The organism is Pseudomonas sp. K8 (assembly GCF_014889455.1).
GTDB lineage: Bacteria > Pseudomonadota > Gammaproteobacteria > Pseudomonadales > Pseudomonadaceae > Aquipseudomonas > Aquipseudomonas veronii.
The window spans coordinates 112,996-135,117 of sequence record NZ_VJWO01000006.1 but is presented as its reverse complement, the minus strand read 5'-3'; the positions used below and the strand labels follow the sequence as shown (position 1 = coordinate 135,117).

The 22,122-nt window shown below is 62.9% G+C and carries 18 protein-coding genes and 1 pseudogene; 9 read left to right on the top strand and 10 right to left on the bottom strand.

The window, feature by feature from the left end; all coding sequences use genetic code 11:
* Positions 1-6 precede the first annotated feature (6 nt).
* Positions 7-1,839: a glutamine--fructose-6-phosphate transaminase (isomerizing) gene (glmS, locus tag INT12_RS06615; RefSeq protein ID WP_017848927.1), complete on the top strand. Its 1,833-nt coding sequence runs from the start codon at positions 7-9 to the stop codon at positions 1,837-1,839.
* 510 nt (positions 1,840-2,349) lie between these two features.
* Here glmS and INT12_RS06610 read toward each other — a convergent pair.
* The 9 genes and pseudogenes from INT12_RS06610 to INT12_RS06575 all read right to left on the bottom strand — a co-directional run bounded on the left by INT12_RS06610 (position 2,350) and on the right by INT12_RS06575 (position 10,352).
* Complete coding sequence (locus tag INT12_RS06610; RefSeq protein ID WP_193040105.1) at positions 2,350-3,849, bottom strand: Fic family protein; 1,500 nt, start codon at positions 3,847-3,849, stop codon at positions 2,350-2,352.
* Between the two features lie 146 nt (positions 3,850-3,995).
* Entirely contained in the window at positions 3,996-4,169 is a 174-nt protein-coding gene (locus INT12_RS06605; RefSeq protein ID WP_017850069.1) for a hypothetical protein, read from the bottom strand.
* Between the two features lie 104 nt (positions 4,170-4,273).
* Positions 4,274-4,390: pseudogene (locus INT12_RS31155) on the bottom strand (FAD-binding oxidoreductase); the annotation flags it as partial.
* Between the two features lie 275 nt (positions 4,391-4,665).
* Positions 4,666-5,598 carry a phosphatidate cytidylyltransferase gene (locus INT12_RS06600; protein ID WP_017850067.1) on the bottom strand — a complete coding sequence of 311 codons (933 nt, stop codon included), beginning with the start codon at positions 5,596-5,598 and terminating at the stop codon, positions 4,666-4,668.
* 1 nt (position 5,599) lies between these two features.
* Complete coding sequence (locus INT12_RS06595) at positions 5,600-6,220, bottom strand: lysophospholipid acyltransferase family protein (protein WP_046484323.1); 621 nt, start codon at positions 6,218-6,220, stop codon at positions 5,600-5,602.
* Positions 6,221-6,229: 9 nt separating this feature from the next.
* Positions 6,230-6,673, bottom strand: a complete 444-nt coding sequence (locus tag INT12_RS06590; RefSeq protein ID WP_193040104.1) for a hypothetical protein — start codon at positions 6,671-6,673, stop codon at positions 6,230-6,232.
* Positions 6,663-7,961: a phosphatase PAP2/dual specificity phosphatase family protein gene (locus INT12_RS06585; protein WP_017850064.1), complete on the bottom strand. Its 1,299-nt coding sequence runs from the start codon at positions 7,959-7,961 to the stop codon at positions 6,663-6,665. Before INT12_RS06585 ends, INT12_RS06590 begins: the two co-directional genes overlap by 11 nt.
* A 2-nt stretch (positions 7,962-7,963) precedes the next feature.
* On the bottom strand, positions 7,964-9,718 hold the full coding sequence (locus tag INT12_RS06580; RefSeq protein WP_193040103.1) for a bifunctional alpha/beta hydrolase/class I SAM-dependent methyltransferase: 1,755 nt from the start codon (positions 9,716-9,718) through the stop codon (positions 7,964-7,966).
* 10 nt (positions 9,719-9,728) lie between these two features.
* Positions 9,729-10,352, bottom strand: coding sequence for a CDP-alcohol phosphatidyltransferase family protein (locus INT12_RS06575; RefSeq protein WP_046381592.1), 624 nt, complete (start codon positions 10,350-10,352; stop codon positions 9,729-9,731).
* A 319-nt stretch (positions 10,353-10,671) separates the two neighbouring features.
* Here INT12_RS06575 and hflK (INT12_RS06570) point away from each other — a divergent pair, with 319 nt between their 5' ends.
* The 8 genes from hflK (INT12_RS06570) (at position 10,672) to cfaB (ending at position 19,842) form a co-directional block, all read left to right on the top strand.
* A complete protein-coding gene (gene hflK, locus INT12_RS06570) occupies positions 10,672-12,597 on the top strand; it encodes a protease modulator HflK (RefSeq protein WP_193058794.1) in 1,926 nt (641 codons plus the stop codon).
* A gap of 12 nt (positions 12,598-12,609) precedes the next feature.
* Positions 12,610-13,599 (top strand): protease modulator HflC, encoded by a 990-nt coding sequence (gene hflC, locus INT12_RS06565; RefSeq protein WP_017850060.1) that lies wholly within the window; start codon positions 12,610-12,612, stop codon positions 13,597-13,599.
* Positions 13,596-14,630 (top strand): protease modulator HflK, encoded by a 1,035-nt coding sequence (gene hflK / locus INT12_RS06560; RefSeq protein WP_017850059.1) that lies wholly within the window; start codon positions 13,596-13,598, stop codon positions 14,628-14,630. Before hflC ends, hflK (INT12_RS06560) begins: the two co-directional genes overlap by 4 nt.
* Positions 14,627-16,513: a cation-translocating P-type ATPase gene (locus tag INT12_RS06555; protein WP_026140408.1), complete on the top strand. Its 1,887-nt coding sequence runs from the start codon at positions 14,627-14,629 to the stop codon at positions 16,511-16,513. The genes hflK (INT12_RS06560) and INT12_RS06555 overlap by 4 nt, the downstream gene beginning before the upstream one ends.
* Before the next feature lie 115 nt (positions 16,514-16,628).
* Positions 16,629-16,880, top strand: coding sequence for a membrane protein (locus INT12_RS06550; RefSeq protein WP_017850057.1), 252 nt, complete (start codon positions 16,629-16,631; stop codon positions 16,878-16,880).
* A 65-nt stretch (positions 16,881-16,945) separates the two neighbouring features.
* Positions 16,946-17,791 carry a DUF692 domain-containing protein gene (locus INT12_RS06545; RefSeq protein WP_193058793.1) on the top strand — a complete coding sequence of 282 codons (846 nt, stop codon included), beginning with the start codon at positions 16,946-16,948 and terminating at the stop codon, positions 17,789-17,791.
* Positions 17,782-18,570 (top strand): DNA-binding domain-containing protein, encoded by a 789-nt coding sequence (locus INT12_RS06540; protein WP_046484311.1) that lies wholly within the window; start codon positions 17,782-17,784, stop codon positions 18,568-18,570. The genes INT12_RS06545 and INT12_RS06540 overlap by 10 nt, the downstream gene beginning before the upstream one ends.
* Positions 18,571-18,657: 87 nt before the next feature.
* Entirely contained in the window at positions 18,658-19,842 is a 1,185-nt protein-coding gene (cfaB, locus tag INT12_RS06535; protein WP_026140407.1) for a C17 cyclopropane fatty acid synthase CfaB, read from the top strand.
* Positions 19,843-20,586: 744 nt separating this feature from the next.
* On the opposite strand, the gene cls is transcribed toward cfaB, so the two are convergent.
* On the bottom strand, positions 20,587-22,026 hold the full coding sequence (cls, locus tag INT12_RS06530) for a cardiolipin synthase (RefSeq protein WP_046484309.1): 1,440 nt from the start codon (positions 22,024-22,026) through the stop codon (positions 20,587-20,589).
* Positions 22,027-22,122: the final 96 nt, after the last annotated feature.

Genomic DNA, 22,122 nt, shown 5'->3' with positions numbered 1-22,122 from the left:
AACACCATGTGTGGCATTGTTGGCGCAGTCGCTGAACGTAACATCACCCCCATCCTGATCGAAGGCCTCAAACGCCTGGAATACCGCGGCTATGACAGCGCCGGTGTGGCGGTCTTCACCAACGCCGGCAAGCTGGAGCGCCTGCGTCGTCCGGGCAAGGTCAGCGAGTTGGACCAGGCCCTGGCCGGCGAACCGCTGGTCGGTCGCCTGGGCATCGCCCACACCCGTTGGGCCACCCACGGTGCGCCGTGCGAACGTAACGCCCACCCGCACTTCTCCGGCGACGTGGCCGTGGTACACAACGGCATCATCGAAAACCACGAAGTGCTGCGTGAACAGTTGAAGAGCCTGGGTTACGTGTTCACCTCGGACACCGACACCGAAGTCATCGCCCACCTGCTCGACCACAAACTCAAGGACCACAGCGACCTGACCGCCGCCCTCAAGGCCACAGTCAAGGAACTGCACGGCGCCTACGGCCTGGCCGTGATCTGCGCGAGCCAACCCGACCGCGTGGTTGCCGCGCGCAGTGGCAGCCCGCTGGTGATCGGCCTGGGCCTGGGGGAAAACTTCCTCGCCTCCGACCAACTGGCCCTGCGCCAGGTCACCGACCGCTTCATGTACCTGGAAGAAGGCGATATTGCCGACATCCGCCGTGACAGCGTGGCGATCTGGGACGTAAACGGCAATTCCGTCGAGCGCGAAGCCGTGCAATACCGCGACGGCGCCGAAGCGGCCGACAAGGGCGCGTTCCGCCACTTCATGCTCAAGGAAATCCACGAGCAACCGGCCGTGGTGCAACGCACCCTGGAAGGTCGCCTTGGCGACAAGCAAGTGCTGGTCAACGCCTTCGGCCCGCAAGCCGCCGCGCTGTTCGCCAAGGTGCGCAATGTCCAGATCGTGGCCTGCGGCACCAGCTACCACGCCGGGATGGTTGCGCGTTACTGGCTGGAAGAACTGGCCGGCATCCCGTGCCAGGTCGAAGTCGCCAGCGAATTCCGCTACCGCAAGGTGGTGGTGCAGCCCGACAGCCTGTTCGTGACCATCTCGCAGTCCGGCGAAACCGCCGACACCCTGGCCGCCCTGCGTAACGCCAAAGAGCTGGGCTTCCTCGCCAGCCTGGCGATCTGCAACGTCAGCATCAGCTCCCTGGTGCGTGAGTCCGACCTGACCCTGCTGACCCAGGCCGGTCGCGAAATCGGCGTGGCCTCCACCAAAGCCTTCACCACCCAACTGGTCGGCCTGCTGCTGCTGACCCTGTCCCTGGGCCAAGTACGCGGCACCCTGGCCCCCGGCGTCGAAGCCACCCTGGTGGAAGAACTGCGCCGCCTGCCGACCCGCCTCGGCGAAGCGCTGGCGATGGACAGCACCGTAGAAAAAGTCGCCGAGCTGTTCGCCGACAAGAACCACACCCTGTTCCTCGGCCGTGGCGCGCAATACCCGGTGGCGATGGAAGGCTCTCTGAAGCTCAAGGAAATTTCGTACATCCACGCCGAAGCCTACCCGGCCGGCGAACTGAAACACGGCCCATTGGCCCTGGTGGATGACGACATGCCGGTGGTCACCGTCGCGCCGAACAACGAACTGCTGGAGAAGCTCAAGTCCAACCTGCAGGAAGTGCGCGCCCGCGGCGGCCAACTGATCGTCTTCGCCGACGAGAAAGCCGGCATGGTCAATGGCGAAGGCACCCACGTCATCAACATGCCGCACATCCACGACACCCTGTCGCCGATCCTCTACACCATCCCGCTGCAATTGCTGTCGTACTACGTCGCCGTGCTCAAGGGCACCGACGTTGACCAGCCGCGCAACCTGGCGAAGTCGGTGACGGTGGAGTAATACGGCTGGCGCCGGAAGGCCTGGTTGTTGCTTTGGAATAAAGTTTGTACGTGACACGACGTCCAGGTCTGGACGTCAAACCCCTTCAGGACACGGCAAGCTCTGAGGGCCAGTGATGTCGCGTCGCAGATACGAGATCGACGAATCGAAAATCGAGAGGTTCCTCAAAGAGGGGAGAGGCCGAGGCGAAGGCGTTGATTATTCGCCTTGGTTGACGATTCAAGATGTTCCCAGCCGGCCAATTGCGTAAGGTGTGTTTGGCGGACGCTTACTGTGCGTCTCCACGAGGACACCCACCACAAACGCAGAGCTCCAATTCGAATTTGAATTACGCTATCGCTAGCACCTTGCTGAAAGCACTCTGCGAAAGCCTCTGAGGGTTACGAACGTTCCGATCCATCTTGTTTACACCATCCGCTAACGTGTTGGGTAGGAAATCCTGTGGGGACACTTTGAGATGGGCATGGCAAGGGATATGCCACCGGCCATTCAACCGCCACGGTCGCTGGACTATTGGCCGTCAGGCTCTGCGTAGGCTTCTGCCAGAAGGGCCTGGGCGTGACCTTCGAGGAAGTCGAAAACCTCTTCTTGGATATACCCGTTGTATTGCTTGCGCCGGCCCTTTGATACGACCCCATTCTGGTCTAAGCACTGCATAATCAGCTTACTCAAGAGGCTGCCGCGCACGTCGTAGTTGTCATTAACCACCTTGAGCAACGTGTCGTATCGTTGCAAATACTCGGTTTCTTCCCTCAGTTCGACTTCCAATGCCCGCTTGGCCATTTCCAGCGTGAAGGCCACACACTCAGTCGCATCCCAGTAGCGATATAGGCTTGGGTCGCCGGTGAAGTTAAGCGACATGTTGTCGGCATCGATCCAACGAACGTCCCAGAATTGCCGCGCAGGTTTCGAGAAGCTCTGCAGAGCTTCAAGATAGCGTTGCTCTTCTCGTTTCATGGCCACGGAGACCGGAAGTAACAAACCATTCTCCAGCGCACCGCTGCAGCACAATGCCTGGTGTATCAAGAAGCGCGACAGTCGGCCATTACCATCCATAAAGGGATGCAAGAAGACGAACCCGAACGAGGCAATGCCAGCGGCCACCAGCGGGTCAAGCTCCAAGGGTGCACGGTTTGCGAAGGCCATGAGTTCGAACATCAGATCCCGGCAAAGCTCTGGAGGAGGGGGGATATAGGTGACCCCCGCCGCTCCTCGAAAGGAGTTGGTCAGATGGTTTTGTTCATGCCGGAAGGCCCCCGCCCATTCAAGCGGTTGGGAAATCGCATTGTTTTGCAGAGAGACCAAGTAGTCTTCGGTAAGCGGCTGGCGGTCATGTGCCTGGCGCAGCAACTGAACAAAACGCTCTGACTTCTGCTGGCTCGGTGCTTCCTTTTCAATCGCAAATGAGGAATCTGTTTCGCTCAGGTACGCCCAGTTGATGGCGCGATCCATCATTTCCTTAGGCAAGGAAGCAATAAACTCTTTCGAACGCCCTAAAATGTCGTATTCAAGCAGGGCCTGGACCTCAGGCGTACGTTCTACAGTCGCGCAATATTGGAGTGTCCCTAGCCCATTGAAGTCCACGCGCCAGCGGTTGTTTCGCACCGATGGGCCCGTGATGTACCGCTCTGGATCAAAAAGCAGGACGCCGGGCCCCCGAGGCTTGTCCGTATAGTCCAGTGAACGGTCGGAATAGGCTTCCCAGAGAAAGCAGACTTTGCGCAGATAGCCGCTGCTGGGAGATTGGGTTATGGCCTCTACAAGGAGTCGACCTTCAATGCGAGGCAAAGCCTGCGCCAAAATAGAGAGGTTGACGCCCTCATGTTTGAGCGCAAAGATAATGTGGGCGAGAAAATCACCAGCCTCTGGTGCAACCGCCTGCGGAACTGCGAGCGCGCCGTTGATCTGCTCAATGCGGGTGACGGGTTGAACGAGTGCAGGCTTCTTTACCCTGATAGCCTTCAGCTCCATCGCATTGATCAAATGGGCGTAACCCACTAGATTTCCCATTCTTTCCCCTGTCGTTGGCTAGATTTTCTTAACCGTGCCAAGATTTTCTTAAAATGTGAGCCAAACACTCAGAAAATATTAACCGAAAATGGCCGCGCAACCACTATTTTTGGGCTTTCCGCTTATCGGCGGTAAGCGTCCGGCAATCACACCTTGCCGCATTGCGCTTTCTGGGCGACCTGGGCTTTGAACGCCATGGGGTTGAAATCTGCGACCATCGGAGCGGGTTTTCGCCCGATCACTGGAACATAACGAGCATAGGCCTGTTCGGCACACTCTCTGATCTCGGGGTCATCGTTTGCCTTGGCTGGTCGGATCATATCGGTCTCTTGAGTTGGAGCAGATTCAATATTGTTCGACTCATGTTGCTGCCGCACTAGGCTGATACTTGAAGAATAAGAGCGCCGATCCGCGATCAGGCCACCTACTCTTGGAAAAATCGATCGGGCCGACAGGGAGCAAGGGCAGAGGAGGCCCTGTGGTCGATAATTTCCTCGCTGACAAGACGGCCCACTACTGCCGCCAAGGTAACGCCTGGGTATTGGCGCTGCCCCTGGGTTGACCCGGTTGCCGACGCAAGACTGCCCCATCTCCAAACCTGTAAAAATCCAGCACAGACAATGATTCACGAGGAGTCAGACTAGGTCAGTGAAATCTCGGCAACTGGGTCAACTCGGCATCAGCGCCAACATGCGGCGTATCTTACACGCGTCTTTGCGACAAAAGATGAGGTCGATACGTCACCTCAATGCCGAGCGTGCGGGAGCAAACCCGCCCTCACATGTTGATCTTCGTCGGGCTTGAGGGCGGTGTCGGTCAGGTCCACCAGTAGCGCACAAGGTGGAAGAAAATCGGCGCCGCAAAGCACACCGAATCCAGCCGATCGAGCATTCCGCCGTGCCCCTCGATCATATGCCCCCAGTCCTTCACGCCACGGTCGCGTTTGATCGCTGACATCACAATGCCGCCGGCAAACCCCAGCAAGTTGATCAGCAGCGCAATCAGGAATGACTGCCACGGGTTGAACGGCGTGGTCCACCACAGCGCCGCGCCGATCAGCGAGGAGAGCAGGATGCCGCCGACAAAGCCTTCGACGGTTTTCGACGGCGACAGGTTGGGCGCAATCTTGTGTTTGCCGAACAGCTTGCCGCACACGTACTGCAACACGTCCGACAGTTGCACCACGATCACCAGGTAGGCGATCAGCAGCAGGTTGCGGCCTTCATAGCCGGGGATGTCGAGGGTGAGCAGGGCGGGCACGAAGGACACGCAGAACACTGCGATCATCAAGCCCCATTGCACCTTCGAGGCGCGCTCCAGGAAGTGTGTGCTGTCGCCGCCGAGGGAGGCGAGGATCGGCAGCAGCAGGAACACGTACACCGGGATGAAGATCGAGAACAGCCCGTACCAGTCGGCGTAGATCAGCAGGTATTGCAGCGGCAGCGCCAGGTAGAACGCGGCCACCAGCGCCGGGTAGTCGCTGCGCCGGGTCGGGGTGAGGGTGAGGAATTCACGCAGGGCATAGAACGACACGGCATAGAACAGCACGATCACCGCGCCGGTGCCGAGCCAGAAGGCGATGCCGATCATCACCACCATCACCCACCAGGCGTTGATGCGGGCGTTGAGGTTGTCGATCACCGCATTCGGCGTGCCACGGGTGCGCAGCTTGAGGATCAGGCCGATCAGCGAGGCGAGTACCAGGATCGCGCCGATCCCGCCGAACAGCATCAGGGTTTGGCTATCCATCTCAGGAATGCTCCGGGGCGAGGGCGAGCAGGGCATCGCGGGTGCGGGCAAGGAAGGCGGCTTTGTCTTCGCCTTCTTCCAATTGCAGTGGCGCGCCGAAGCTGGTGGTACACAGCAGAGGCAGCGGCAGGACGCGGCCCTTGGGCATGACGCGGTTGAGGTTGGCAATCCACACGGGGATCAATTCGGCCTGTGGGTAACTTTTTGCCAGGTGATACAGGCCGCTTTTAAACGGCAGCAAGCCGTCTTCCAGATTGCGCGTGCCTTCGGGAAAGATGATCAGCGAGTCGCCGCCTTCCAGTGCGGCGAGCATGGGCTGCAAGGGGTTATCCACAGGGTCTTTGCGCTCGCGGTCGATCAACACGCCGTTGAACACGCGGTGGATGATGTAGCGGCGCAGCGCACTTTTGTTCCAGTAGTCGCTGCCGGCCACCGGGCGCGTGAATTTGCGCAGGTTCTGCGGCAGCGATGCCCACAGCAACACGAAGTCGCCGTGGCTGCTGTGGTTGGCGAAGTAGATGCGTTGCACCGGCACCGGCGCGCAGCCCAGCCACAGGCTGCGGGCGCCGGTGACGGTACGGGCCATCGAGGTAATCAGGGTGGCGACCACGGGTTCGAACATGGGAATTCCTTATCCGGCGAAAGGTAGCCAAGGGCTGGCGAGAATCACGCCCAGGGTCAACAGCACTTGAGCGCCCAGTAGCCAGGCTTGCTTGCGCAGCAGTTTGAGGGCGCCGCGACGGCGTTCGGTCCAGGGTCGGCCGGCGCGTTTGGGCGACTGCAGGCCGAGGGTTTGCAGGGCCTGGTCGAGGTCCGGGGTGCGTTCGGTGTTATGGGCGAGCAGGGCGAACAGGTCGGCATCGAAGGCCACGCGCAGCGCCCAGTACTTCTGCAGCAGGCCGAGGATAATCATCCACAGGCTGAGCAGCAGGCAGATCGGCGCGATGCTGGCCATCAGCAGTTGCGCCAGGCCGAACAACACGCCCAGCAGCGTCAGGCCTGTGGATAACTGATCCAGTGAGCGGCCGCGGCGCAGCAGGCTGGCGACGACCTGGAGTTCCATATCAGCAGGCATGGGGCAAGGCCTCCAAAGCATGGCGATGAGCGGGATGCAGGACCACCTCGGTCCGCGCTGTACGAATAATAGCCAGTGCCTGATCCACCGTGGCGGCGCGCCCGCTGTGCAGCAGCCAGGCCGCCACAGCGGTGGCGCTGCGCGAATAGCCAAGGGCGCAGCACACCAGCACCGGGCCGCTGGCGCGCAGGCGTTCGATGGCTTGCGCGGCTTGCAGGCATTCGGCGGGGGTCGGCGCGATCAGGTCGAGGACGGGAACGCATTGATAGGCACGGCCCTGTGGATTAATCGGCAATTCCGCGCACAGATCGACGATGGCCTTGAATGAACCTTGCTCGCGCACGGTAGGAAGCCGACCGAGCGAGACGTTATCCACAATCAGGTCGGGCTGTGGATGCGTGCGCGTCCACAGCCGTGAATTGAGCCACGCCGCTGCCAGATATGGCGCATACAGCCAGCGCGCCGCAGGGGTCAGTCGACCGTCGGCACGCTTCTGGAAACCTGGCGCGCCGAGGACGACGTAATTCGCCATGATCAGCCCCAGGGACAGCGCCGGCCACAGCAGCCATAGCCACCACCCGCCGTAAGTCAGCGCGAGGATGAACAGCCCCAGCGCGCCCAGGCCGTAGCGCAGCCCCAGGCGCCAGCGCGTAGAATCACGGGTCAGCCGCGCATTCAGCAGCGGGCTCGGATGTTCCAGCGGCCACAGCCACACGCACAGCCAACCCGCCAGGGCACCTGTGGGTAAGTCGATAAAGTGGTGTTGATAAGTGGTCAGCACTGAAACCCCAATCAACCCGAACCAGCCATGCACCAGCCAGCGCCAGGCGCCCTGGGTGTGGCGTTGGTACATGATCCACAGGATCACCAGCAGCGCGATATGCAGCGACGGCGCCTGGTTGAACGGTTTGTCGAAACCGGCCAGCACGGCAAACAGCCAGCCGAACACGCCATCCAGCTCCGGCCGTTCGAAGGTGAAGCGCAGCGGCCAGATCAGGAAGCAACTCACGGCGATGAGCTGCGCACTCAGCAGGCGCAGCGCATGTTGCTTCAGTTCATGGCGGCTGTTGGGCAGCAGCAGGGAGAAACCGTAGAGCAGGTCGATGGTCCAGTAGGGCACGATGGTCCAGGCCCAGAACGGCATGTGGGTTTCCCAATCGAACACCAGTGTGCCGACGTCGCTGCGCTGGCTGGTGACCCATGTGGCAAAGCCGTAGGTGCTGAAAAACAGCGGGGCCAACAGCAACAGCCACAGGAACGCGGGCTTTAACAGGCCGGGTTCGCGCATGTTCAGATCTTCTGTGCCAGGGATACGGTAAAGATGCCCCACTCATCCACCCGCTGGGTGATCTTGCGGAAACCGGCGGCTTGCACCAGTTGATCCATTTCCGCCTGACTGCGCCGGCGCATCACCCAGGCCTGGCCCTGGCGATGGCTGGTCAATGCGCGGGCGATCAGTTCCAACTGCGGGTGCCATGGCTGGCCGGTGTAGACCAGATAACCGCCGGGCTCCACGGCTTCGGCCAGGCCCGCCAGCGAACCGCCGACCATGGCGTTGTCGGCAAACAGTTCATATAACCCGGAGACCACCGCCAGCGTCGGCTTGGGCGCCAGCGCTGCCAGGTCCGCGCGGTCGAACGCATCGGCTTTGACGAACTGCGCAATCTCGCCCAGGCCTTTCTCGCGGATCAACGCGCCACCGTCGCGCACGTTGATGTCGCTGTAGTCGCGCAGCAGGATCGATTCCGGCAGCGGCGAAACGCCCTGCAAGGCTTCGAGAATGTAGCGACCGTGGCCGGCGGCGATATCGACGATACGCACTTCGCGATCATCGGTGCGCAGCGTGGCCATGGCCAGGCGCAGCAGCTCTTCGACGTTCAGCTTGCGCTGGCGAATGCCGCGCCAGCCGATGGAGTTGAGGTAATTGGTGTCGATCATCCGCCCCAGCGCGCCTTTGCCGGTGGGCGTGTTGCGGTACACGTAGTCCAGGGTGCTACCGGAGTCGAAACCGGTGTCGAAGCCCAGCTTGACGCCGTCCGACAGGTTCTTGCCCAGGCCCATGCTGGCGCGGGTCAGGCGCCAGTACAGGTCGCGCAGGGAATTGCGCGGCAGCGGCGCGGCGAGGGCTTCGGATTCGGCACAGGTGGCGCCCAGTTTGTCGGCATCGAGCAGCGAGGCGCGGTCCAGCGGGTGCGTGAAGTTCTGCAGAATAAAACGCCGGGCGCTGCTCACGGCCACCGCACGGTCGCGCTCGCCGAGGGTGTCGTGGAAGAAGCCGGGGAGGATATGCAGCTCTTTTTTCAGGCTGCCAAGGCGGTCGAAGAACTGTTGTTGGGGTTTGCGGTGGACCACGAAGTCGGAGCCGGAGATCAGCAGTTGGGTCGGCACCTGGATCGCCTGGGCATCGGCGACAACCCGGTCGGCCGCTTCATACAGCCCGAGCAGCACATTCACCGAAATCGCCTTGGTGATCAGCGGGTCGCTGTCGTAGGACGCGACGCGCTCCGGGTCGTGGCTGAGGAACTTGGCCTTGACGTAACTGTTGACGAAAAAGTTGCCGCGAAACCTGCGCATCAGCGCCAGGCCCAGCCGGGCGAAGGGCACGTAGAGTTTGACTTTGAACGCCGGGGAGGCGAGCACCAGGGCGCGGATTTTCGGTGCGTAGTCGTGGACCCAGGTGGCTGCGATCACCGCGCCGACGCTTTGGGCGATGACTGCAAGATTTTCCGCCTCGACGCCGTAAGTGGCGCCGATATGTTCGCAGAACGTCTGCACGTCGCGGGCGCTGGTGGCGAAGCTGGGGCTGTCGCCGCGCTCGCCGGGGGATTGGCCGTGGCCACGGGCGTCCCAGGCGAAGAAGTCGAAATGGGGCAGGTTCAGTTCATCGACCAGATGGGCAATGCGCCCCGAATGCTCATGGCCGCGATGGAACAGCAGGATCGCCTTGCGCGGCTCGCCGCCTGCCGGGGCGGTGGCGGGCCAGTGCCGGTAGAAAAGCTCGACGCCATCATGGGTACTGAAGGTGTGTTCTCGCTGTTCGCGCATCGCAAAATCCTTATGCAGAAGGGGAAATGTGTTGTTCTTCTTTGAGGCCCTGGCGCACCCGGTTGACCACGGTGTAGGCGAGCAGGGCGGCGACCAGCCACATCACCGTGTCGACCCAGCCGGCACCGAGCCAGCCCAGCGCCACGCCGCTGGCCAGCACGCCGAGGACGAAGGCCCGATCACTCTTGCCCATCGGCCCGTCGTAGCGCCGCGACGCGCCCACCATCGGCCCGAGCACCCCGGCGTATTCGCTGAACACTGCCAGCAAGGTCACCAGCAGCACCGGCGCCAGACTGACGCCGGGGATCAACGCAAAGGGCAGGATCAGCGCGCTGTCGGCGATCACGTCGCACAGTTCATTGAGGTAGGCGCCCAGGCGCGACTGCTGGCCGAATTCGCGGGCGAGCATGCCGTCGATGGCATTGAGGGCCATGCGCAGGATCATCCACAGCGGGATCAGCGCAAACAGCCAGAGGTGTTGGGCGAAGCCGGCGATCAGCAGGCCGACCAGCAGGGAGATGACCCCGGCCAGCACAGTGATCTGGTTGGCGGTGGTGCCGTTGTCGTAGAGGCGCTGCACGAGGGGGCGCAGCAGGTTTTGAAAACGCGGTTTGAGCTGATAGATCGAAATCATGGGAGTGACGTTTCCTTGTCCGTAAGCCCGCGAAAAACTGGCCTGAAGTGTGCCGACTAATCGTGGCCTGCACCAGTGATGGCACGTGTTTATGGGGGGGTAGTCACGTTCCGGAGCGCGATGCAGAACAAATGTGGGAGGGGGCTTGCTCGCGATGGCGGCGGCCCCGCCAACCCATGTATTACCTGACCCTCCGCCATCGGGAGCAAGCCCGCTCCCACAGTGGGTCTGTGTTGCAGGTGAATACGGTGTTTAACGAACAAAAATTTCACGCCATGTGTTATATCGTAACGAATTATGTGTGAACGGGCATGAGTGGATGCAAGTGGATCTAGAAGCTGACGGCGCTTCGGTTGAAGGACTGCCGCGTTTTCAGCAAGGGCTGTTCCATGCCCGTCGATTGAGGCAGGCCGGTATCAGCCTGACTGCGGTGGCTATCAGCGGCTGGGTGCTGGCGTTGTTCGTCGCGCTGTTCGCCCCGTTGTCGATCTGGCCGGTGGTGTTGATCAATTGTGCGTCTGCGTTGCTGGTGCTGGTGGCGGGGTTGCAGTCGGCGTGGTGGGTGGCCGATTGGCGTGCCCAGGCGCTGGAAGCGTCGGCACCTGAGTTACTCGAAGCAGAGAGTGAACCCGCTGGCTGGCAGGCGCGCCTGGTAGGGCGTTTCGGCAGAGGGTTGCTGGCCCAGATCGGCGCGCCGGTGTTGTGGCTCGGCGGTTGGTCGTTGTTCGCGCTGGTCAGCATTGTCGAGTTCTGGAACCTGGGCTTGCCCGCGGCAGCGGTCGGCCAAGGCGCAAGTATCGGCGCTGCACTGGCCTTGGCATTGGCCTTTGGCCTGCTGGTGTTCGAGCGGCGCCTGGCCCAGGAAACCGCCGCGCAATGGCCGGAAGCCGCGCCGTTGGCGCAACTGAGCCGGGTGGCGATTGCGTGCCTGGTGATCAGCGCGATTTGCCTGCTGTTTGCCAGTGCCGGGTCGGTGTGGCCGCTGCGCCTGGCGACACTGGTCGGGCTGTTGCCGGCGCTGGTCGCGCTGGAGTTTCTGTTACGGGCCGCGCTGTCACTGTTCAGCCCGCGCCAACCGCGCCTCGAACCACGCCTGATGGCGCAGAGTTTTGTCGCCGGGCTGCTGCGCTGGCCGCCGCAACCGCTGCAGGCCTTGCAGCACGAATTGCACAACCGCTTCGGCATCGATCTGCGCCAGATCTGGGCGTTTACCTACATGCGTCGGGCATTCCTGCCGGTGCTGCTGGTGGTACTGGCCGTCGGCTGGGCGCTGACGGGGGTGCATGAAGTGCCCCTGCAAGGCCGTGGGATCTATGAGCGCTTTGGCAAACCGGTGCAAGTCTTCGGCCCTGGCCTGCATGCCGGGTGGCCGTGGCCGCTGGGCCGCGTGCTGAACGTGGAAAACGGCGTGGTGCATGAGCTGGCGACCAGCGTCAGCGAAACCGCCAGCCCGGAACTCGCGGCGGCCGAAGGCCCGGCACCGCTGATCGCCAACCGGTTGTGGGACGCCAGCCATGTGAATGACAAGTCCCAGGTGATCGCCAGCAGCCGTGGCGACAAGCAGAGCTTCCAGATCGTCAATATGGATGTGCGCTTCGTCTACCGTATCGGCCTGACCGACCAGGCCGCACTGGCCGCCACCTATAACAGCGCGGATGTGCCGACCCTGATCCGCAGCACTGCCAGCCGCATCCTCGTGCATGACTTTGCCTCGCGTACCCTCGACGAATTGCTCGGCGAACAACGCACCGGCCTGGCCGACGAGATCGGCCGCGCCGTGCAAGCGGACCTGCATACACTCGACAGCGGCGTGGAGATTCTCGCCACGGTGGTCGAAGCCATCCACCCGCCGTCCGGTGCCGCCAACGCCTACCACGGCGTGCAAGCGGCGCAGATCGGCGCCCAGGCGCTGATCTCCCGCGAACGCGGCGCCGCCAGCGAACAAACCAACCAGGCCCTGCTGCAAGCCAGCACCGTCCGCGACCAGGCCCAGGCCACCGCGCGCGAGGTCAATGCCGGGGCCCGGGCGGCGGACCTGCGTTTTGCCGCCGAACAAACAGCCTACGCCAGCGCGGGCAAAGCCTTCGTGCTGGAGCAGTACCTCGGCCAGCTGACCCAGGGCCTGGCTCACGCCAAGCTGTTGATTCTGGATCATCGCCTGGGCGCCGACAGTGCGCCGACGATCGATCTGCGTTCTTTTACCTTGCCGGCCGATCCTTCGGTGCCGCGTAAAGCCGTTCAATAAGGAGTCTGTCTGTTGAGCGCTCATTCTCACGATCATGGTCACCACCACCACGGCCACCATCATCACCACCATGGTGACGAACAGCCCGCCGGCCCATTCCCTTGGCGGCGCATGGCCTGGGCTGTGTTGCTGGTGTTGTTTGCGGTAGCGGCCGCCAGCCTGGTGCAAGTGCGCTCCGGCGAAGCCACGGTGATTACCCGTTTCGGCAACCCGTCGCGGGTGCTGCTGGAACCGGGCCTGGGCTGGCGCTGGCCGGCGCCGTTCGAAGCGGCGATCCCGGTGGACCTGCGCCTGCGCACCACCTCCAGCGGTTTGCAGGATGTCGGTACCCGCGATGGCCTGCGCATCATCGTGCAGGCTTATGTGGCGTGGCAGGTGCAGGGCGATGCCGACAATGTGCAGCGCTTCATGCGCGCGGTGCAGAACCAGCCGGATGAAGCGGCGCGGCAGATTCGGACGTTTGTCGGTTCGGCGCTGGAAACCACGGCGGCCAGCTTCGACCTGTCCAGCCTGATCAATACCGACGCCAGCCAGGTACGCATCAGCGATTTCGAAGCGCAGTTGCGCCAGCAGATCGATCAACAATTGCTCACCACCTATGGCGTGCGTGTGGCGCAGGTGGGCATCGAGCGGCTGACCTTGCCGTCGGTGACGCTCACCGCCACCGTCGACCGCATGCGCGCCGAGCGCGAAACCATCGCTACCGAACGCACCGCCGTGGGCAAGCGTGAGGCGGCGCAGATCCGTTCCGCCGCCGAGCGCGATGCGCGCATCGTGCAGGCCGATGCCACGGTGAAAGCCGCCGACATCGAAGCGCAATCGCGGGTCGAAGCGGCGCAGATCTATGGTCGCGCCTACGCCGGCAATCCCCAGCTGTACAACCTGCTGCGTTCCCTGGATACCCTGGGCACCGTGGTCACCCCGGGCACCAAGATCATCCTGCGCACCGACGCCGCGCCGTTCCGCGCGCTGGTGGACGGGCCGAAGGACGTCCAGCCATGATCGAGCGTGACAGCCCGGACAGCCCGTGGATTCAGGCCGGGCGCCTGACGTTCATGGCGCTGTACGCGGTGACGGTGTTGGCCGCCCTGGCCTGGGCGTTTTCCAATGTGCGGCAGATCGACCCGCAGAATCGCGCCGTGGTGCTGCACTTCGGCGCACTCGATCGGGTTCAGAATGCCGGACTGTTGCTGGCGTGGCCGCAGCCGTTCGAGCAAGTCGTGCTGTTGCCGGCGGCAGACCGGGTGATCGAGCGGCGGGTCGGCAACCTGCTGCGTTCCGATGCCGCGGTGCAGGCCGACCGCGTGGCCAGCTTCGCCACGCCGTTGAGCGATGCTCTGGCCGGGTCCGGCTACCTGCTGACCGGCGATGCCGGCGTGGTGCAGCTGGATGTGCGGGTGTTCTACAAAGTCACCGAACCTTATGCGTTTGTGCTGCAGGGCGAGCACGTGCTGCCGGCGCTGGATCGCCTGGTGACGCGCAGCGCCGTGGCCCTGACGGCGGCGCGGGATCTGGACACCATCCTGGTGGCGCGCCCCGAATTGATCAGCAGCGACAACGGCGCCGCCGAGCGCCGTGAACGGCTGCGCGGCGACCTGGTGCAAGGCATCAACAAGCGCCTGGCGGAGTTGACCGCCAGCGGCTTGGGGGTGGGCATCGAAGTCACCCGCGTCGATGTGCAATCGAGCCTGCCGAGCCCGGCGGTGAATGCCTTCAATGCGGTGCTCACTGCCAGCCAGCAAGCCGACAAAGCGGTGGCGAATGCGCGCACCGACGCGGAAAAGCTCACCCAGACCGCCAACCAACAGGCTGACCGCCTGGTGCAAGTCGCCCACGCCCAGGCCAGCGAACGCCTGGCCAACGCGCAGGCGCAAACCGCCACCGTCGCCAGCCTGGCCCAGGTCAAAGACCCCGGCTTGCTGTTGCGCCTGTACCGTGAGCGCTTGCCGAAGATTCTCGGCCAGGCCGGTTCCGTGACCACGGTCGATCCCAAAGACGACTCCCGCTTGATCATTCAGGGAGCCGAACAATGAGCGCACCCATGCTGACATCCGCCGAGCAGCGCAGCGCCGCCCGGCAATTGACCCTGGCCATGCTCGCCCTCGGCTTGCTCGTGCTGGGCCTGGTGTGGCGCTGGCTGGCGCCGGACCAGAGCGGCGTCAGCCAGTTGCTGCTCGGCGTGGCCTCGCTGCTGGTGGCTGTGCCGGTGATGCGCTCGGCCTGGTACAGCCTGCGTTTTCCCAGCCTGCATGGCATCACCGACCAACTCATCGCCCTGGCGATGCTCGGCGCGTGGGCCACGGGCGATCTGCTGACCGCCGCGTTGCTGCCGATCATCATGATCTTCGGGCATGTGCTGGAGGAGCGCAGCGTGATCGGCTCCCAGGAAGCGATCCACGCCCTCGGCAAACTGACCCGCAGCCACGCACGCCTGGTGCAGGCGGACGGCAGCATCCGCGAAGTCGACAACGGCACGCTGAACAGCGGCGACATCGTCGAAGTGCGCGCCGGCGACCGCGTGCCTGCCGATGGTGTGGTGCTGTCCGGCCAGGCCAGCCTCGACACGGCGCCGATCACCGGCGAGTCGGTGCCGCTGGAAGCCAGTGTCGGCGTGCAAGTGTTCGGCGGTGCGATCAACCTCGACGGGTTGTTGCGCCTGGAAGTGACGCGTACCGGCAACGAGTCGACCCTGGGCAAGGTCATCGCCCTGATGCAGAACGCCGAGCGCTCCAAGCCGCCGATCACGCGGCTGCTGGAGCGTTACGCCGGCAGCTATATGGTGTTGGTGCTGTTGCTGGCGGCGGTGACCTGGTTTGTCACCAATGACGCCCAGGCGATGCTCGCGGTGCTGGTCGCGGCGTGCCCGTGCGCCCTAGTGCTGTCGGCCCCGGCCACGGCGATTGCCGGGATTGCCGTGGCGGCGCGGCATGGGATTCTGATCCGCAGCTCGGCGTTCCTCGAAGAGTTGGCGGACTTGACCTCGCTGGTGGTCGACAAGACCGGCACCCTGACCTTCGGCACTCTGCGTCTGCAGTCCATCCAAACCACCGCGCCGGACCGCCAAGGGTTGTTGAACCTGGCGGCCAGCCTCGGTTCGGCCAGCAGCCACCCGGTCAGCCGTGCGTTGGCCGGGTTGGCGAGCCAGGAACAGCTGTTGGTGCTCACCGACATCCGCGAACGCCAAGGCCTCGGCGTGGTGGCCCAGACCGCGCAGGGCGAAGCGGCCTTGGGCCGGCCGGAGTTGTTCGAGCAGTTGGGCATCGTCACCACCCGCGTCCCCGACCATGATGGCCCGATTGCCGGGCTGGCGTTGAACGGTGCGTTCCTCGCCTGGCTGTTGCTGGCCGACAGCGTCAAACCGGAAGCCCGCCAGGCCCTGCAAGAGCTGCGCGACCTGGGCCTGGGGCGGCAACTGCTGCTGACCGGCGACCGCCAAAGCGTGGCCGACAGCCTGGCCCTCGACGTGGGCATCAGCGATGTCGAAGCCCAGGCATTGCCGGAAGACAAGCTCAACCGCGTGTTGGGCGAAATCAGCAGCGGTTTCCGGCCGATGGTGGTGGGCGACGGCATCAACGACTCCCTGGCGCTCAAAGCCGGCGTGGTCGGCGTGGCCATGGGCGCGGGCGGTGCGGACATTGCGCTGGCCTCGGCGGATGTGGTGTTGATTGGCAGCGACTTGCGCCGCCTGGGCACCTGTGTGCGCTTGAGCCGACGGTGCCGGCAGACGTTGCAGGTCAATGTGATCATCGGCTTGGGCTGGACGCTGGCGATCGTGGTGTTCGCTGCGTTTGGCTGGTTGGGCGCCGCGGGCGCAATGATCGCGGCGGTGTTGCACAACCTCAGCACCTTGCTGGTGCTGGGCAATGCCGGGCGGTTGCTGCGGTTTCAGGAGCCGCTGTCGAAGCTGGAGGAATAAATCCCAGGTTTTTTTCGAAGGTGCTGTAACGGCAAGGGGGCACCTCACTCTAGTGCTATGTCGCGACTGAGCATTCCGCTCAGCCGACCTAACCACGATTTATGAGGATGACCCCATGACCATCAAAAACGCCGTTTCCGGTGCTGCCCTGGCTTTCGCTGCCGCCGCCTTGTTTGCCGGTGTCACCACCCAGGTCCAGGCCGCCGACGCTCCGGTTCATTGCTACGGCGTAACCTCCTGCAAAGGCATGAATGACTGCAAGACCGCTGAAAACGCCTGCAAGGGCCAGGCGGTCTGCAAGGGTCATGGCTTCAAGGCCATGACCAAGGCCGCGTGCGACGCGGCCGGTGGCAAAGTCGGCGCGTAATCGGCCCCGCGTACCCCGCAGCGGTCGCCGTCACCGCTGCGGACACTTTTGCCCAGGAGTGCCTGATGTCTACATCCCTTCCGAGCCTGGGTTACGGCCTGGGTCTACGCAGTGAGTACTACCAGCAGATCCTTGAACAGTCGCCGGCCGTGGATTGGTTCGAAGTGATCTCCGAGAATTACCTGGTGCAGGGCGGTAAAGCCTTGTACTACCTGGACGCGATCGCCGAGCGCTACCCGCTGGTGATGCACGGCGTGTCCCTGTCCATCGGCGGGCCCCATCCGCTCGATACCGATTACCTCAAGCAACTCCAGCAACTCGCCGCACGCATCCAGCCGGCGTGGATCTCCGATCACCTGTGCTGGAGCCGCGGCAGCGCGCATCAATTGCATGACTTGCTGCCCCTGCCGTACACCGAAGAAAGTTTGTATCACGTGGCCAGTCGCGTGCTTCAGGTACAGGATGTGTTGCAGCGCCCGCTGGTGCTGGAAAACGTCTCCAGCTATGTGCGCGCCAAGGCGGATGAATTCACCGAGTGGGAATTCCTCAACGCGCTGACCCACTTGACCGGGTGCCAGTTGCTGCTGGACGTCAACAATGTGTACGTCAGCTCGCGCAATCATGGCTTCGATGCCTGGACGTTCATTCACAACCTGCCGCCGCAGAGCATCCGCCAGCTGCATCTGGCGGGGCATATGGACTACGGCGATTACGTGGTCGATACCCATGACCACCCGGTGTGTGATCCGGTATGGGCGCTGTATCAACAGACCCTGGAGCACCTGGGCCCGGTCTCGACGTTGCTCGAGCGCTACGACCATTTCCCGCCGTTCGAAGACTTGCTCAGCGAGTTGGACAAGGCCCGGTCGCTGGGGGCGAGCGCCTTGCTCAGGAGAACGCTATGCGCCTGACGGATTGGCAACGGGCCTTCGAAGAGCATTTATTAGCCGAAACGCCCGTGGCCGGTACTGGCTTTGCCGCCACCTTGCTGGGTGGTCCTACGCTGGATGTGGAAACCGGCCTGGCGATTTATCACAACGCCTACCTGTCGCGCTTGCAGGACGTATTACGGCAGGACTTCGGCGCCCTCTGGTATTGGCTGGGCGATGACGAATTCGCCTCGCTGACTGAGGCCTACGTGCGTCGCTATCCGTCCGCCCATTACAGCCTGCGCTGGCTGGGCGAGCGGTTTGCGGGGTTTATCCAGGAGCACCTGGTGGCTGAACAAAGCGCGCCGTTGGCCGAGCTGGCACGGCTGGAGTGGGCGTTTACCCTGGCGTTCGATGCGCCGCCGGGCACGCCGCTGACCCTGGACGACATGGCGCGACTGCCGCCGCCCGACTGGCCGGGCTTGCAGGTCACCCTGGCGCCGACCGTTCAGCAGATATTTTGCCGCTTCAATACCGTCGAAACCTGGCGTGCCGCCAAGGCTAAATCGGCCTTGCACGCCGGCCAGCCTCTGGACGCGCCGCAGGTCTGCCTGGTGTGGCGCGATCAGCAGATATGCCGCTACCGCAGCCTGGAACCCGCGCAAACCTGCGCCCTGGCGGGCATGGTGAGCACCGGCTGGTGTTTTTCAGAACTGTGCGAACGGTTGGCGGTCAGTCATGGAGAGGGTGCGCCCCTGCAAGCAGTCTCATGGCTGAAACAGTGGGTTCAGGACGGTTTGCTCGAACGCCGGATTCCATAAGCGCAGGTTATCAGATCGATAGCTTCCTACCCGGTCGTCGGATGGTCTACCCTCTTTCCAGACGTCTGAAACAAGGGGGGACTACTCATGCTCGCGCAACTTCCACCGGCCTTACAGAATCTTCAGCTACCGCTGCGTCTTCGACTCTGGGACGGCCATGAATTCAACTTGGGCCCTGAGCCCAGTGTGACCATCGTGGTGAAGGACCCCACGATTGTGTCCAAGCTTTCCCATCCCACGCTCGATTCATTGGGCGAAGCCTTCGTCGAGGGCAAACTGGAGCTGGAAGGCTCCATCTCCGAGGTGATCCGGGTGTGTGACGAGTTGAGTCACGCCCTGGTCGATGACGATGGGGGCAATCGTCCGGTGCGCTCGTTCCACGACAAGGCCACTGACGCAGCGGCGATTTCCTACCATTACGACCTGTCCAACGAGTTCTACCAGCTGTGGCTCGACCAGGACATGGCGTATTCCTGCGGTTATTTCGAAACCGGCAGCGAATCCATCGATCAGGCCCAACAAGACAAATTCCGCCACCTGTGCCGCAAGTTGCGCTTGCAGCCGGGGGAGTATTTGCTTGATGTCGGCTGTGGTTGGGGCGGGCTGGCGCGGTATGCGGCGCGGGAGTTCGGGGTAAAGGTGTTCGGCATCACCCTGAGCAAGGAGCAACTGGCCCTGGCCAAGGCACGCGTGAAAGCCGAGGGCCTGGACGATCAGGTGGACCTGCAACTGCTCGATTACCGTGATCTGCCCCAGGACGGTCGTTTCGACAAAGTGGTGAGCGTGGGTATGTTCGAACACGTCGGCCACGCCAACCTGGCGCAATACTGCAAAACCCTGTTTGGCGCGGTGCGCGAAGGCGGGCTGGTGATGAACCATGGCATCACCGCCAAGCACACCGACGGACGCCCCGTGGGCCGCGGCGCCGGGGATTTCATCGAGCGCTACGTTTTCCCCAACGGCGAACTGCCGCACCTGGCGATGATGACCGCCGAACTCAGCGAAGCCGGGCTTGAAGTGGTCGACGTGGAAAGCCTGCGCCTGCACTACGCACGCACCCTGGACCACTGGAGCGAACGCCTGGAAGACAACCTGGAAGCGGCGGCGAAGATGGTTCCAGCGCAGGCGTTGCGCATCTGGCGGTTGTACCTGGCCGGTTGCGCCTACGCGTTTGCGCGGGGCTGGATCAACCTGCACCAGATCCTGGCGGTAAAACCCCACGCCGATGGCAGCCACGAACTGCCGTGGACGCGGGAAGATATCTACCGCTGAAGCATTTTCCCACAGCCCCGCAGATGTAAATGTGGGAGGGGGCAAGCCCCCTCCCACATTTTTACCGCAGCGTCTGTTAGTGAAGCGGTGAAACACGCCGTGCGATCCGCATACTGGCGGTAAAACCCTTCGCCGATGGCAGCCACGAACTGCCGTGGACGCGGGAAAATATCTACCGCTGAAGCATTTTCCCACAGCCCCGCAGATCCAAATGTGGGAGGGGGCTTGCCCCCTCCCACATTTTTACCGCAGCGTCTGTTAGTGAAGCGGTGAAACACGCCGTGCGATCCGCATACTGGCGGTAAAACCCTTCGCCGATGGCAGCCACGAACTGCCGTGGACGCGGGAAAATATCTACCGCTGAAGCATTTTCCCACAGCCCCGCAGATGCAAATGTGGGAGGGGGCTTGCCCCCGATTGCGGTGTGTCAGCTAGCGGATTGGGCACTGATTCACCGCTATCGGGGGCAAGCCCCCTCCCACATTTTTACCGCAGCGTCTGTTAGTGAAGCGGTGAAACACGCCGTGCGATCCGCATACTGGCGGTAAAACCCTTCGCCGATGGCAGCCACGAACTGCCGTGGACGCGGGAAGATATCTACCGCTGAAGCATTTCCCCACAGCCCCGCAGATGCAAATGTGGGAGGGGGCTTGCCCCCGATGGCGGTGTGTCAGCTAGCGGATTGGCCACTGATTCACCACTATCGGGGGCAAGCCCCCTCCCACATTTTTACCGCAGTGTCTGTTAGAGAATCGGTGAGATAAGCCGCGCGACCCGCATGCCCAGTTGTTGCAGGCGGCGGGTTTCGCGGCTTTCTTCCTGGCTGACTTCATGGGCCAGGGCGAAGTCATCGAGCAGCATGTGTTCCACTTGCTGGGCGAAGGCTTCATCGACGGTCAGCAACATCACCTCGAAATTCAGGCGGAACGAACGGTTGTCCATGTTCGCACTGCCGATGGCGCTGATTTCGCTGTCGACCAACACCACTTTCTGGTGCAGAAACCCCGGCGTATAGCGGAACACCCGCACCCCGGCGCGCACCGCTTCGATCGCGTAAAGGCTGGAGGCCGCATACACGATGCGGTGGTCGGGCCGCGACGGCAGCAGCAGGCGCACGTCGACCCCGCGCAGCACCGCCAGGCGCAGGGCGGCAAACACCGCTTCATCCGGGATGAAATACGGGCTGGTGATCCACACCCGCTCGGTCGCGGCGTGGATCGCTTCGACAAAAAACAGCGAGCAGGTTTCATAAGGGTCGGCCGGGCCGCTGGCGAGCAATTGGCAGAGCACGCCGTTTTCGGGGTAGGTGTCCGGCAGGATCAGCGGCGGCAGTTCCCGCGCCGCCCAGAACCAGTCTTCGGCAAACGATTCCTGCAGGCACGCCACCACCGGGCCGGTGACCTGCACATGGGTATCGCGCCACGGCGCCAGCGGCGGTTTTTTGCCCAAATACTCATCGCCGACGTTATGCCCGCCGACAAACCCGGTGATGCCATCCACCACCACGATCTTGCGGTGGTTGCGGAAGTTGACCTGGAAGCGATTGAGCCAGCCGCTGCGGGTGGCGAACGCCTTGACCTGCACCCCGGCGTCGCGCAGCGTTTGTGCATAGTGAGAGGGCAGGGCGTGGCTGCCGATGCGGTCGTAGAGCACGTAGACGGCGACGCCCTGGGCGGCTTTTTCCTTCAGCAAGGCATGCAACTGCCGACCGAGTTCGTCGTCATGAATGATGAAGAACTGGAACAGCACGGCGGTTTTGGCGCGGCGAATCGCCTCGAAGATCGCACTGAAGGTGGCGTCACCATTGATCAGCAAACGCACTTCATTATTCGCCAGGCACGGCATGCGGCCCAGCTTCGGCATCGCTCGCAGGGAGGCGTAGGCGCTGGAGTTGCGGGCGGCCAGGGCTTCCTCGACCCACGGGCGCCAGTTCAGCTCGTTGATCGCAGTGTGCATTTCCTGGTTGGCCTGGCGCCGCGCCTGGATGTACGCATCGAAGGTGCTGCGGCCGAAGATCAGGTACGGGATCAGCGTGAGGTAGGGTATGAACATCAGCGACAACGCCCAGGCAATCGAGCCTTGGGCGGTCCTGACGGTCAGCACTGCATGGATCGCGGCGAGCGTCCCGAGAAAATGCAGCGTGGCGATGAAGTAGGCGAGCAGGTGCGGGCCAAAAAAATCCATGGACGATGGTACTCCAGGCAATCCAGTGCCTAACAGACCATGTTCGGTCAGGAATGTCGCTATTTTATTTGCCGTGCAACACTGGCGCTTTTGTGG